At 74.6% G+C, this 12,396-nt stretch carries 11 protein-coding genes and 1 pseudogene; 6 read left to right on the top strand and 6 right to left on the bottom strand.

Annotated elements, in window-relative coordinates:
• Positions 1 to 51: 51 nt before the first annotated feature.
• Both A0J59_RS11480 and A0J59_RS11475 read right to left on the bottom strand, forming a co-directional pair.
• Positions 52 to 1,026: an NAD(P)/FAD-dependent oxidoreductase gene (locus A0J59_RS11480; protein ID WP_064316177.1), complete on the bottom strand. Its 975-nt coding sequence runs from the start codon at positions 1,024 to 1,026 to the stop codon at positions 52 to 54.
• Between the two features lie 86 nt (positions 1,027 to 1,112).
• The gene (locus A0J59_RS11475) at positions 1,113 to 2,012 is read right to left on the bottom strand and encodes a trans-aconitate 2-methyltransferase (protein WP_053369296.1); all 900 of its coding nucleotides are present in this window, start codon (positions 2,010 to 2,012) and stop codon (positions 1,113 to 1,115) included.
• A 47-nt stretch (positions 2,013 to 2,059) separates the two neighbouring features.
• Here A0J59_RS11475 and A0J59_RS11470 point away from each other — a divergent pair, with 47 nt between their 5' ends.
• Positions 2,060 to 2,635: a helix-turn-helix domain-containing protein gene (locus A0J59_RS11470; protein ID WP_053369297.1), complete on the top strand. Its 576-nt coding sequence runs from the start codon at positions 2,060 to 2,062 to the stop codon at positions 2,633 to 2,635.
• A 5-nt stretch (positions 2,636 to 2,640) separates the two neighbouring features.
• Here the strand turns inward: A0J59_RS11470 and A0J59_RS11465 are convergent, their stop codons facing one another.
• Complete coding sequence (locus A0J59_RS11465; protein WP_047232021.1) at positions 2,641 to 3,906, bottom strand: MFS transporter; 1,266 nt, start codon at positions 3,904 to 3,906, stop codon at positions 2,641 to 2,643.
• 203 nt (positions 3,907 to 4,109) lie between these two features.
• Here A0J59_RS11465 and A0J59_RS11460 point away from each other — a divergent pair, with 203 nt between their 5' ends.
• Positions 4,110 to 4,415, top strand: a complete 306-nt coding sequence (locus A0J59_RS11460) for a GNAT family N-acetyltransferase (RefSeq protein ID WP_047231899.1) — start codon at positions 4,110 to 4,112, stop codon at positions 4,413 to 4,415.
• 111 nt (positions 4,416 to 4,526) lie between these two features.
• On the opposite strand, the gene A0J59_RS11455 is transcribed toward A0J59_RS11460, so the two are convergent.
• Positions 4,527 to 5,255: a hypothetical protein gene (locus tag A0J59_RS11455; protein ID WP_064316176.1), complete on the bottom strand. Its 729-nt coding sequence runs from the start codon at positions 5,253 to 5,255 to the stop codon at positions 4,527 to 4,529.
• Positions 5,256 to 5,491: 236 nt separating this feature from the next.
• On the opposite strand from A0J59_RS11455, the gene A0J59_RS11450 reads away from it, so the two are divergent.
• Positions 5,492 to 7,396, top strand: a complete 1,905-nt coding sequence (locus tag A0J59_RS11450; RefSeq protein ID WP_172820049.1) for an FAD-binding protein — start codon at positions 5,492 to 5,494, stop codon at positions 7,394 to 7,396.
• Entirely contained in the window at positions 7,393 to 8,256 is an 864-nt protein-coding gene (locus A0J59_RS11445) for a 2Fe-2S iron-sulfur cluster-binding protein (RefSeq protein ID WP_064316174.1), read from the top strand. The genes A0J59_RS11450 and A0J59_RS11445 overlap by 4 nt, the downstream gene beginning before the upstream one ends.
• A 74-nt stretch (positions 8,257 to 8,330) precedes the next feature.
• Here A0J59_RS11445 and pgm read toward each other — a convergent pair whose 3' ends face one another.
• The gene (pgm, locus tag A0J59_RS11440; protein WP_047231900.1) at positions 8,331 to 10,025 is read right to left on the bottom strand and encodes a phosphoglucomutase (alpha-D-glucose-1,6-bisphosphate-dependent); all 1,695 of its coding nucleotides are present in this window, start codon (positions 10,023 to 10,025) and stop codon (positions 8,331 to 8,333) included.
• Positions 10,026 to 10,057: 32 nt separating this feature from the next.
• Entirely contained in the window at positions 10,058 to 11,014 is a 957-nt protein-coding gene (locus A0J59_RS11435) for a TetR/AcrR family transcriptional regulator (protein ID WP_052877478.1), read from the bottom strand.
• 132 nt (positions 11,015 to 11,146) lie between these two features.
• Between A0J59_RS11435 and A0J59_RS11430 the strand changes: the two genes are divergently transcribed.
• Both A0J59_RS11430 and A0J59_RS11425 read left to right on the top strand, forming a co-directional pair.
• Entirely contained in the window at positions 11,147 to 12,157 is a 1,011-nt protein-coding gene (locus tag A0J59_RS11430; RefSeq protein WP_064316173.1) for an ABC transporter ATP-binding protein, read from the top strand.
• A pseudogene (locus tag A0J59_RS11425) lies at positions 12,154 to 12,396 on the top strand (ABC transporter permease); the annotation flags it as partial. The gene A0J59_RS11430 and the pseudogene A0J59_RS11425, both read left to right, overlap by 4 nt.

The following is a 12,396-nucleotide window of genomic DNA, read 5'->3' as shown; positions in this document are numbered from 1 at the left end:
AACCCCGGGTTCGACGACGGCCCCGGGGCCGCGGACGGCGGCGGCTCGGCGTCAGGCCCGGGCCGCTGCGGACGGGGTGCGACGGCGCGCGACGGCGGCCGCGGCGTCGGTCAGCGCGAGCTCCCCGTGGATCCCCGCGCCGGCCATGACCCCCGCCGCGGCGGACGCGCCGACCTGGGCCATGAGGTCGCTCGAGTTGCCTGCGGCCCACACGCCCGGTACGGCGGTCTGGCCGCGCGGGTCGGCGGGCACGAACCGCCCGAAGGGCTGCTCCTCGAGCGTGCCGCCGAGCTGCTCGAACAGCTCGCCGCGCGCGACGAACCGCGGCCCGACGACGACGGCGTCCACCGCGAACGACGTCCCGTCCGCGAGGACGACCGACCGCACGGCCCGGCCCTCGATGTCGAGGCGCGCGACCTCGCCCTCGACCACGCGCACGCCGAGCGCGGAGAGCTGCTCCCACGTGGCGTCGTCGAGGTCGGGCGCGGTGTGCTGGAAGAGCGTGACGTGCGGCGTGAGCTGGCGGAACAGCAGCACCTGGTGCGCCGCGGCGGGCCCGGTCGCGAGCACCGCGATCCGCTGCCCCCGCACCTCCCACCCGTGGCAGAACGGGCAGTGCAGCACGCTCGACCCCCAGCCCTCGCGGACCCCGGGGACGGCGGGGAGCTCGTCGACGAGCCCCGTCGCGAGCAGGACGCGGCGTGCCCGGACGGTCGCGCCGTCGTCGAGCGTCAGCACGAAGCCGGACTCGGCGTCGCCGGAGGCGTGGGCAACGCGCGCGTCGCGGACCTCGGCGCCGTAGCCCTCGGCCTCGGCGCGACCCGCGGTGAGCAGCTCGCGCGGCGGGACGCCCTCGCGCCCGAGCAGGTTGTGCGCGCCCTCCGCGGGCGCGTTGCGCGGCTCGCCGGCGTCGAGCACGACGACGGAGCGCAGCGACCGCGCGAGCGTCACCGCGGCGCTCAGCCCGGCGGGCCCGCCGCCGACGATCGCGACGTCGTGGACGGTGTTCTCGGAAGTGGTGTCCATGTCTCTCCTCAGCAGGGGAAGGGGTTCGCTGCTGAGTGCGTGAAATAGTCGCGGGATTCGGCGCGGACGGCGACTATTTCATGCACTCAGCGGGGGCGGCGGGCGGCCCAGACGATGCGGCCTCCGCGGGCGCCGACGGTGTGCGCGGGCGCCGGGTCGGCAGGGTCGTTGGTGTCGCCGCGACCCGTCCGTGCCGTCGCGGCGAGCACCGCGTCGAGCGCGGCGAGGTCGTCGGGGTCGAGGTGGTCGGCGAGGTGCTCGCGCTGGCGCGCGGCGGTCGCGTGCGCCCAGCGGGACGCGTCCGGTCCCGGCGGCACGACGGCGGTCGGCTCGCGCCGGTCGACGACCTCCAGCCCGGCATCGGTCAGGTAGGGCGTCCAGTCGGGGTAGCGGTTCCAGCCGGCGTGCGCCACGGCGCTCTCAAGGTGCGCGGCGAGGTCGGCGTGCGCCGCGTCGTCGGGCAGGACGGGCGACGTCGCCGTCATCTCGACGACGACGAGCAGACCCCCGGGCGCGAGCGCGTCGTGTGCGTCGTGCAGGACGCGCGCCGGGTCGGCGACGTGGTGCAGCGACGCGGACGCCCACACGACGTCGGCGGTGCCGACGTCGGGCCACCCGCCGTCGAGGTCGGCCTCGACGGTGCGCACGCGTGCCTCGAGCCCGGGTCCGGCGAGCCCGTCGCGTAGCCGTTCGAGCATCGCGGGGTCCGCGTCCACGGAGACGACCTCCGCGTCGGGGAACGCGCGGGCGAGGGCGCGCGTCCCGGTGCCGGTCCCGGCACCCAGGTCGACGACGACGCGCGTGGGGGTCGGTGCGTGCTCGACCGCGACCGCGACGGCCTGGTCGAGGAGCCCGCCGAAGACGGACGCGTCGAGCTCGAGCAGCTCGGCCAGCCCGTCCGCGTCGTGGTCGTGCTGGGCGTGGTCGTGCCCGTGATCGGGCCCATGGCCGTGGCCGTGACGGTGGTCGTGCCGAGGGGAGTCCATGCCTCCACCGTAGGACGATTCTGCGCCTGAGACATAGGATCTTGCTCATGACGCAAGAACCCGACCTCGACGCCGTCGTCCGGCAGCGCATCCGCGGCCTGCGCCTCGCGCGCGGCTGGACCCTCGACGCGCTCGCGGCGCGGTGCTTCCTCAGCCCGTCGACGCTCAGCCGCCTCGAGACCGGGCACCGCCGGATCGCGCTCGACCAGCTCGTGCCGATCGCCCGCGCCCTGGGCACGACGCTCGACCAGCTCGTCGAGCCGGTCGACGACGAGGACGTCGTCATCCGGCCCGAGCCGCAGCGCCGGCCGGGGGAGACCACGTGGCTGCTGTCCCGCGACCGGCCGGGGACGATGGTGGCGAAGATGCGCCTGACGCCCGAGCGCGCCGTGGGCCCCGAGCACCAGCGCGTCCACCCGGGGCACGAGTGGTTCACGGTCCTGTCGGGGACGGCGGTCGTCTACCTCGCGGACCGCCGGATCCTCGTGCACGAGGGGCAGGCGGCGGAGTTCTCGACGATGGTGCCGCACTCGTTCGGCGCGCACGACGGCCCGGTCGAGATCCTCACGATCTTCGACCAGGAGGGTGAGCGCGCCCACCTCTCGGGCACCGACCCGTCCTGACGGCGTCAGTGCGCCGGCGCGACGTCCTCGCGGTCCGCGCTGCGGCGCAGCGACCGGAGCGCGACGAGCACGAGCACGACGGCGAGCGCCGCCGCCGCGACGACGACCTCGAACCCGGCGTGCGCGCCGCCCGCGTCGATGCGCGACCCCGCGACGGACGACCCGATCGACACGCCGACGCCGAGCGACGTGCCGACCCACGCGAGCCCCTCGGTGAGCTGGTTCGGCGCGACGAGGTTCTGCACGAGGTTGTTGCCGTTGATGAGCGTGGGCGCGATGGCGAACCCGGTCACGAACATCACCGCGGCGAGGACGGGGATCGACGTGACGAAGAAGAACAGCGAGACGCCGGCGGCGAGCGCGACGATCCCGATGACGAACCGGCGCCACAGCGGCGACACCCAATGGCGCGCGCCGTAGACGAGGCCGGAGATGAGCGAGCCCATCGCGAAGACGGCGAGGATCAGCCCGGCCGCGCCCTTCTGCCCCTGCTCCTCGGCGAACGCGATGGTCGACACGTCGGTGGCGCCGAACACGATGCCCATCGCCACGAAGATCACGGCGAGCACGATCATGCCGGTCGACCGCATGGCGGAGCGCTGCTTCACGCCGGCCTCGGGCACGACGACGGGCGGCTCGGTCGCGCGCTGCGACAGAAACCACAGCCCGCCGACGACCGCCGCGACGAGCGGCACGACCAGCCCCGCCGAGGGGGAGACGCTCGTGGCGAGCACCGTCGCGAGCACCGGCCCGACCACGAACACGAGCTCGTCGAGCGCGGACTCGAGCGAGTAGGCGGTGTGCAGGCGCCGCGCGTCGGGCACGGTGTGCGTCCAGCGCGCGCGGACCATCGACCCGTAGGACCCCTGCGTCGCGCCGGAGATCGCGGCGAACACGTAGAGCGTCCACTCGGGCGCCCGCAGCACGGCGCACAGGATGAGCCCGCCGAGCCCGAACGTCGTCGCGGCGAGCATCGGCAGCATGACGACGCGCTGCCCGGTGCGGTCGACCAGGCGCGCGATCTGGGGCGACACGATCGCCTGCGCGACGACGAGCGCGGCCGCGACGCGTCCGGCGAGCGCGTACTCGCCGTAGATGCCCTGGATCATGAGGATCGTGCCGATGCCGACCATCGACATCGGCAGGCGCGCGACCAGCGCCGCGGCGGAGAACCGCCACGCGCCCGGCAGCGTGAGCACGGCGCGGTAGGGGTTCCGGGACGTCGCCCCCGCCTCCGCGGGGGTGCCCGACGTCGTCTCGTCGGTCGTCAGGTCGTCCCGCCGGTGCTCGGGGTTCTCGGGGTCGTCAGCGCGCGACGGGGAATCCTGGACCACCGTCCCAGTGTCGCACCCGGAAGCCGTCCGCCCGGTAGCGAATTCGCGGCGCGGGGCGGGACGTGACGACCGTCTCGCCACGGCGCACGGCCCCGGCGCGCCGGTTGTCCGGCGGCCGCCCGGCGGCGACGATGGGCGCCATGACCGAGAGCCCCGCACCCCGCACCACGACCGTCACCGTCACCGACGAGGGCGACCGCTTCGAGGCCCGCACCGACGACGGCGTCGTCGCCGGGTTCGCCGCGTACGTCCGCGAGCCCGGGAAGGTGATCTTCACGCACACCGAGGTCGACCCGGCGTTCGAGGGCAAGGGCATCGGCTCCGCGCTCGCCGCGGGCGCGCTCGACCAGGTCCGCGCGTCGGGAGAGCGCGTCGTGCCGCTGTGCCCGTTCATCCGCGCCTACATCGAGCGCCACCCGGACTACGAGGACCTCACCCGGCGGTGAGGCGACGCCCGGCGGCGGTGCGACGCCCGCCGCTGAGACGACGGAGCGCCCCGGTCCCACGGGACCAGGGCGCTCGCGTGCCGCAGCGAACCCGCGAGGGGTCGCGAGGGATCAGGAGATGGTGCCCGTACCCTCGCCCTCCATGCGCTCGTCGTGCAGCAGCTCGCCCTCGGCGTCGACCGGGACGATCGTGCCGTCGAACGTGATGGGCGAGCCCGACTGGTAGCGGAAGTTCACGCCGTACGAGTACGACTGGCCGGTGCCGAACGTGTAGACCGTCGGCTCGCGGTACGCGCCCGGCGCCATCCCGTCGTCGTTCACGCCCTGCGCCTCGTACAGCTCGTCGTCGACGATCGTGTCCATGCCCTGCATGTAGGGCCAGTCGTCGTAGCGCTCGTCGATGCTCACGAGGCTCGAGCCGAGGTCGATCGGCGCGCCCTCGTTCGTGATGACGTAGTTGATGAACACGATGTCGTCGCCCTCGGCGATGATCGGCTGGTTGTTCTCCGGGTCGACGAACAGGCCGTCCTTCGTCGCCTGCGTGACGCCCACCTGGTAGACGTCGATGCGCACGTCGCCGACGTTGAAGGTCGAGATCTGCTCGCCCGGGTTCGTGACGGGGTTCGCCCAGTCGGGCAGCTCGCCGCTCGCCCCGGTCTCCTCCGCCGCGGCGTCGTCGACCTCCTCCGCGTCCTCGACCGGAGCGGTCTCCTCGGCGGACGTCTCGTCCGGCGTCGGCGTCTCGGGCGTGCCGCCGCCGAGGTTGATGGTGCACGCGGTGAGGCCGAGCGCGAGCGCGGCGGCGACGGTGAGGCGAGCGGCGGAACGGACGGGACGCATGAGGAGCTCCGGTGTTTCGGGGAGGGGTGCCGCACGGACCTTACCCAGAGTCGAGCCTCCGGATCGATGGGGAGCGGTGCCCATGAGACGGGCCCGGCTCCGGGACCTTCGCCTGTTGCGCCGCCGCCGGAGCGCGAGGACCCTTCCCCTATGCCTCGGCACCGCCTCTCCCCGACGACTCCCGCGTGCGCGGACCTGCGCGTTCGCCCCGCGACGGCCGCTCGGTGGGGGTGCGCGTGACCGCCCTGCGCGTCGAGCGTGCCGACGTCGTCGTCGTGGGCGGCGGCGCGGCCGGGCTCAGCGCGGCGCTCGCGGTCGCGGAGGCCGCGTCTCGTGACGACCGCCGCGCGCCCGTCGTCGCGCTCGTCTCGAAGGTCTACCCGATGCGCTCGCACACCGTCGCCGCGGAGGGCGGGGCCGCGGGCGTGGTGGGCGACGACGACTCGCTGGAGCAGCACGTCGCCGACACCCTCGCCGGTGGCGCCGGGCTCTGCGAGGAGGACGCCGTCCGGTTCGTCGTCGAGCGTGCGGCGGGCGAGCTCTACCGCCTGGAGCGCTGGGGCCTGCCGTGGTCGCGCACGGAGGACGGCGACGTGGCCGTGCGCCGGTTCGGCGGCATGAGCCGCGCGCGCACGTGGTTCGCCGCCGACAAGACCGGCTTCCACCTGCTCCACACCCTGTTCCAGACCTCGCTGCGGTACTCGGGCGCCGACGGACCGGTCCGCCGGTACGACGAGCACCACGTGCTCGACCTCGTGGTCGACGACCCGGGCGGGCCGGACGCCCGGGTGCGCGGCGTCGTCGTGCACGACCAGCACCGCGGCGAGCCGCTGCTGCTCGAGGCGCCCGCGGTGGTCCTCGCGACCGGCGGCTCGGCGCGCGCGTGGGGGACGAGCACCAACGCGGGCATCTGCACGGGCGACGGCACCGCGATGGCGCTCCGCGCGGGCGTGCCGCTGCGCGACCTGGAGTTCCTCCAGTTCCACCCGACCGGCCTGCCCGGCAGCGGCATCCTCCTCACCGAGGCCGCACGCGGCGAGGGCGGGGTGCTGCTCGACGCCGACGGGCGCCGCTACCTCGCCGACTACGGCCTCGGCCCGGAGACGCCCGTCGGGGCGCCCGTGCCGCGCACCATGGAGCTCGGGCCGCGCGACCGGCTGTCGCAGGCGTTCTGGCACGCCGACCGCGACGGGCGCACGATCCCGACGCCGGACGGCGGCGTCGTCCTGCTCGACCTGCGGCACCTCGGCAAGGAGCGGCTCGCCGAGCGGCTGCCGCTCGTGACCGGCCTGGCCAAGCAGTTCGCGGGCGTCGACCCGGCGGCCGAGCCCGTTCCCGTCCGCCCGACGGCGCACTACACGATGGGCGGCATCCGCACCGACGCGCGCGGCACGACCGGCGTCGCGGGGCTGTTCGCCGCGGGGGAGTGCGCCTCCACCGGCCTGCACGGCGCCAACCGGCTCGGGTCGAACTCGCTCGTCGAGACGCTCGTCGTCGGGCGCGCGGCGGGCGAGGCCGCGCTCGCGTGGTCGCGCGCGGCCGGGCACCCCGGGTCCGACGGCGGCGCGGCGGGCGCGGGGGCCGGCGTCGGTCCCGCGTCGGCGGACGGTCAGGTCGTCGACCGAGCCGCCGAGATCGCCGACGGCTACCTCGCGATGCGCGGGCGCGGCACCGAGCCGCCCGCCGCGATCCGGGCCGAGCTCGGCCGCGTCCTCGACGCCGACGCCGGGATCTACCGCGACGCCGACGGGCTGCGGCGGGCGCTCGCGGCGCTCGAGGTCCTGCGCGCGCGGTACGACGACGTGCGCGTCGCCGACACGAGCGCCGTCCTCAACACCGACTGGGCGACGACCGTCGAGCTCGGCGCGACCCTGCTCGTCGCGCACGCGACCGTCGCGGCCGCGCTCGCGCGCGAGGAGTCCCGCGGCGCGCACCAGCGCCTCGACTTCCCGGACGCCGACGACGTGCCGCGCCACTCGGAGGTCCGGCTCGCCCGGGACGGGGGCATGGAGGTCACGCCCCACCCCGTGGGCGCCGACGCCGCGCCCCACCCCGTGGGCGCCGAGCACGACTTGAGGGCCGGAAAGAGCCCGACGACGACCCTCATGTCGTTCTCGGCGGAGGAGGGAGCAGGGTCGTGAGCGAGGCAGAGGTGCCGGTGGAGGCGCGGACGGTGCGGCTGGAGGTCGCGCGGTCCTCGCCCGACGGCGCGGGCACCGGGCGGCGGGACGTGTTCGACGTCCCCTACGACGACCGCACCTCGGTGCTCGACGCGCTCCAGTGGGTCAAGGACCACGCCGACCCCACGCTGACGTTCCGGTGGTCGTGCAAGATGGCCGTCTGCGGGAGCTGCGGCGTCATGGTCAACGGCCGCCCGGTGCTCGGGTGCGAGACGTTCGTGCGCGGCTACCGCACGTCCGGCCTGGTCGTCGAGCCGCTCGCGCACGCCGAGGTGCTCCGCGACCTCGTCGTCGACACCGACACGTTCCTCGGCAAGCTCGCCACCGTGCAGCCCTGGCTCGTGCCCGACGGCGCGACGCGGCTCCCGCTCGTCGACCCGCCCTCGGTGGGGGCTGGGGTCGAGGAGAGCGAGGACGTGACCGACCCGCCGACGCCGGACGGCGACGACGCGCTGCGGGCGCACGGACCGTCGTCGGGCCACCGGCAGACGCCGGGCGAGCTCGCCGCGTTCAAGGGCTTCGCCGAGTGCATCGACTGCATGCTCTGCTACGCCGCGTGCCCGCAGCTCGACGTCGCGCCCAACTTCCTCGGCCCGGCCGTCGTCGCGACGGCGCGCCGCTGGGACGAGGACTCGCGCGACGCGGGCGAGCTCGACCGCGCCGACGTCCTCGACACCGAGTTCGGCGCCTGGCCGTGCATCCAGGTCGGCGCGTGCACCCAGGTCTGCCCCAAGGGCGTCGACCCGGCCCGCGCGCTCCGCGACGCCCAGCGCGTCGCGACGGACACGTGGGACGCGCGCGAGCGCCGTCGGACGACGTGATCCTCACGAGGTAGAGCCCTGGTCCCGCGAGGTAGAGGCGTGGTCGTGACCACGCCTCTACCTCGGCGGGGTCGTCAGCTCCCGAGGGCAGCGGAGACGACGTCCTTCGCCTCGGCCTGGACCTGGGTGAGGTGCTCGGCCGAGACGAACGACTCGGCGTAGATCTTGTAGACGTTCTCCGTGCCCGACGGCCGGGCCGCGAACCACGCGTTCTCGGTCGTCACCTTGAGCCCGCCGATCGGGGCGTCGTTGCCGGGCGCGTTCGTGAGCTTCGCGGTGATCGGCTCGCCCGCGAGCTCGGTCGCGGTGACCTGCTCGGGCGAGAGCTTGCCGAGCGTCGCCTTCTCCTCGAGCGTCGCCGGCGCGTCGACGCGCGCGTACCAGGACTCGCCGTAGCGCTCGACGAGGTCGCGGTGGTGCTCGGACGGCGTGCGGCCCGTGGTCGCGATGATCTCCGACGCGAGGAGCGCGAGGAGCAGGCCGTCCTTGTCCGTGGACCAGACGCGGCCGTCCTTGCGCAGGAACGAGGCCCCGGCGGACTCCTCGCCGCCGAACCCGACGGTCCCGTCGAGCAGGCCGGGCACGAACCACTTGAACCCGACGGGCACCTCGACGAGCCGGCGGCCCAGGCCGCCCGCGACCCGGTCGATGAGCGCGGACGACACGAGCGTCTTGCCGATCGCCGCGTCGTCGCGCCAACCCTCACGCGCGCCGCCGTAGAGGTACTGGATCGCGACGGCGAGGTAGTGGTTGGGGTTCATGAGCCCGGCGTCGGGCGTGACGATCCCGTGGCGGTCGGAGTCCGCGTCGTTCCCGGTCGCGACGTCGAACGGCGCGCCGCCCTCGGCGTCGCCGGAGTCGCCGGTCATCCCCGACACGAGCGACGCCATCGCGTACGGCGAGGAGCAGTCCATGCGGATCTTGCCGTCCCAGTCGAGCGTCATGAACGCCCACCGCGGGTCGACCTGCGGGTTCACGACCGTGAGGTCGAGCCCGTACCGCTCGCCGATCTCGCCCCAGTACTCGACCGACGCGCCGCCCAGCGGGTCGGCGCCGATGCGCACGCCGGAGTCGCGGATCGCGTCGAGATCGAGGACGTTCGCGAGGTCGTCGACGTACGTGGTGAGGAAGTCGTGCTTGTGCACGTGCTCCGACGTGAGCGCCTGGGTGAGCGGCACGCGGCGCACGCTCGCGACGCCGTCGCGCAGGATCTCGTTCGCGCGGTCCGCGATCCAGCCGGTCGCCTCGGACCCGGCCGGGCCGCCGTGCGGCGGGTTGTACTTGAAGCCGCCGTCGCGCGGGGGGTTGTGCGACGGCGTGACGACGATCCCGTCCGCGAGGCCGGGGCCGGTGGTGCGGACGCCGTCGACCGTCGTCGCCTCGTTGTGCAGGAGGATCGACTGCGAGACGGCGGGGGTCGGGGTGAACGAGTCGCGCGCGTCGACGTACGTCTGGACGCCCGCCGCGACGAGGACCTCGAGCGCGGTCTGCCACGCCGGGAGCGACAGCGCGTGCGTGTCGCGCCCGATGAACAGCGGGCCGTCCGTGCCCTGCGAGCGCCGGTACTCGACGATCGCGGCCGTGATCGCGATGATGTGCGCCTCGTTGAACGCGTGGTCGAGGCTCGACCCGCGGTGGCCCGACGTGCCGAAGACGACCTTCTGGGCCGGGTCGTCGACGTCGGGCGCGAGGTCGTAGTAGGCGCCGACCACGGCGTCGACGTCGATGAGGTCGCTGGGCTGGGCGGGCGTGCCGGCGCGGGGATCCATGGGTCGATCCTGCCAGGGGTGACGCCCGCGCGTCAGCCGGGACCGCCGTCCGGTCGGGTCTGCTCGGACGGTCCGGCGTTCGCGCGGTCGATCGCCATCTCGACGGCGTCGAGGAGGCGGTCGAGGCTCGCGTCGAAGGGGCCCTGCGGGGCGTCGAACCCGCCCGCGACGTAGACGCGGGTCATGACGGGGTAGCGCTCGACGTCGAACCAGTCCTCCCAGAAGCTGCCGAGCGTCGTCCAGTACTCGTCGTTGCCGACGCCGGTCGCGTCGCGCTCGGTGCGCTCGGCGACCGTCGCGCGCGCGAGGCCCTGGACGTAGTTGTCGACGAGGCCGAGCGTGTCGACGACCTGGAGCTCGGAGAGGCCGGTGTCGACGATGGTGCGCAGGCCCGCCTCCTGGGCGTCGAGCACGTGGGGCGCGAGCGGGGCGCGCCACATGTTGGTCTGGAGGATCCACGGGTGGCGCAGGTAGAGGTTCCACAGCTCGTGCGCGTACTGCGCGAGCGCGGGCCGCCACGGGGCTCCCGCCGCGGGCAGGTCGAGCTCGGCGTAGGCGCGGTCGATCATGAGGTCGACGAGCTCGGTGCGCCCCGGGACGTACGTGTAGAGCGACATCGCCCCGACCCCGAGCTCGGTCGCGACGCGGCGCATGGACAGCGCGTCGAGGCCGCCCTCCTGCGCGACGACGATCCCGGCCTTCACGACGTCCTCGAGCGTGAGCCGCGGCTTGCGCCCGCGGGTCGCGGGCGCGGGCGGGTCCCACAGGAGCGCGAGGCGCCGGGTGATCTCCGGCGTGCGGACGACCTCGGTGAACTGGGCCCGTGCGTGCTCCGCGGCCTGCACGGCGGAGGCGACCCCGGCGTCCGCGGCCGCGACGACGCCGCGCAGACGCTCCGGCTCCTCCGGCTCCGGGGTCGCGGGCGAGGTCTGCGGGGTGCCCGACGGCGCGAGGTCGCCGTCGCGCTCGTCGGTGCGGTCGGTCGTCACGTGCGTATCCTCTCCGACTTCGGTCGCGTCCCGCCCGGACAAGCTCGGCGGGCCCAAGGCTTGCCTCTTCCCGTACACCGTATGCTAACGTGGATCCTCAATTTCGGTACGGCGTACGAAAGGGTGGCTCCGGTGATCCGAGCCCGTGGCCTGACCAAGACCTTCCACCGCAAGAAAGAGACCGTCGAGGCCGTCAAGGGCATCGACGTCGACGTCCGCGAGGGCGAGCTCGTCGCCTTCCTCGGCCCCAACGGGGCCGGCAAGTCCACGACCCTGAGGATGCTGACGAGCCTCCTCGAACCGACCGCCGGGACCGCGGAGGTCGCCGGCTACGACGTCGCGCGCGACCCGGCCCGGGTCCGCTCCCGCATCGGCTTCATCGGGCAGGGCAACGGCGGCGGGTACTCCTACCGCGTGCTCGACGAGCTGCACAACCAGGGCCGCTTCTACGGCCTGCCGCCCGCCGAGTACACGCGGCGCGCCACCGATCTCCTCGAGGCGCTCGACCTCGGCGGGCTCGAGAAGCGCACGGTCCAGTCGCTCTCCGGTGGCCAGCGGCGGCGGCTCGACGTGGCGCTCGGGCTCATGAACCACCCGCCGCTGCTGTTCCTCGACGAGCCGACGACGGGACTCGACCCGCACGCGCGCGCCAACCTGTGGGAGCACATCGCCGCGATGCGCGAGCGGTACGGCATGACGATCGTGCTCACCACGCACTACCTCGACGAGGCCGACAGCATGGCCGAGCGCGTCGTCGTCATCGACCACGGCGAGATCATCGCGGACGCCACGCCGGACGCGCTCAAGCACAGCCACGCCGACGACGTCATCACGCTCGCGGTCGTCCCCACGGCGGGCGGGAGCAGCGTCGCCGGCGAGGGGGCGGGTGCGGTGCCCGACGTCGTCGGCCGCGTCCGCGCGTCGCTCGCCGAGGACGTGGGCCAGGTCGAGACCACGAGCGGCGCCGACGGCGTCGTGACCGTCCGGATCTCGACGACCCACGGCGCGGACCGGCTGCCCGAGGCCATCGAGACGCTGCGCGTCGGCGGCCTCGCGGTGCGCTCGGCCGAGCTCAAGCAGGCGAGCCTCGACGACGTGTTCCTCAACCTCACCGGGCGCAGCCTGCGAGAGGAGGCCGCATGAGCACGCGCACCGACCTCTCGACGCCGGCGAGCCGCACGACGCCCGGCACCGACGCGTTCCTGCGGACCGGGGTCGCGAAGTTCCTCGCCGACACCTGGGCCGTCTTCACGCGCGAGATCCTGCTCGTCCTGCGCGACCCGTTCACGCTGATCTTCTCGCTGCTCCAGCCGCTGATCTTCCTCGGCCTGTTCGGCCCGCTGCTCACGGGCGCGGTCGGCGGGTTCGGGGGTGGCGGGGGC

The sequence above is a fragment of the Cellulosimicrobium sp. I38E genome, from assembly GCF_001647255.1.
GTDB classification, from domain to species: domain Bacteria; phylum Actinomycetota; class Actinomycetes; order Actinomycetales; family Cellulomonadaceae; genus Cellulosimicrobium; species Cellulosimicrobium cellulans_E.
Note: the sequence above shows the minus strand (reverse complement) of the source record. Positions and strands in the feature narration are given on the sequence as shown.

Coding starts and splice junctions, on each gene's coding strand:
- A0J59_RS11480 (WP_064316177.1), bottom strand. CDS start 1,026: ATGGACACCACTTCCGAGAACACCGTCCACGACGTCGCGATCGTCGGC.
- A0J59_RS11455 (WP_064316176.1), bottom strand. CDS start 5,255: ATGCGTCCCGTCCGTTCCGCCGCTCGCCTCACCGTCGCCGCCGCGCTC.
- A0J59_RS11460 (WP_047231899.1), top strand. CDS start 4,110: ATGACCGAGAGCCCCGCACCCCGCACCACGACCGTCACCGTCACCGAC.
- pgm (WP_047231900.1), bottom strand. CDS start 10,025: ATGGATCCCCGCGCCGGCACGCCCGCCCAGCCCAGCGACCTCATCGAC.
- A0J59_RS11470 (WP_053369297.1), top strand. CDS start 2,060: ATGACGCAAGAACCCGACCTCGACGCCGTCGTCCGGCAGCGCATCCGC.
- A0J59_RS11475 (WP_053369296.1), bottom strand. CDS start 2,012: ATGGACTCCCCTCGGCACGACCACCGTCACGGCCACGGCCATGGGCCC.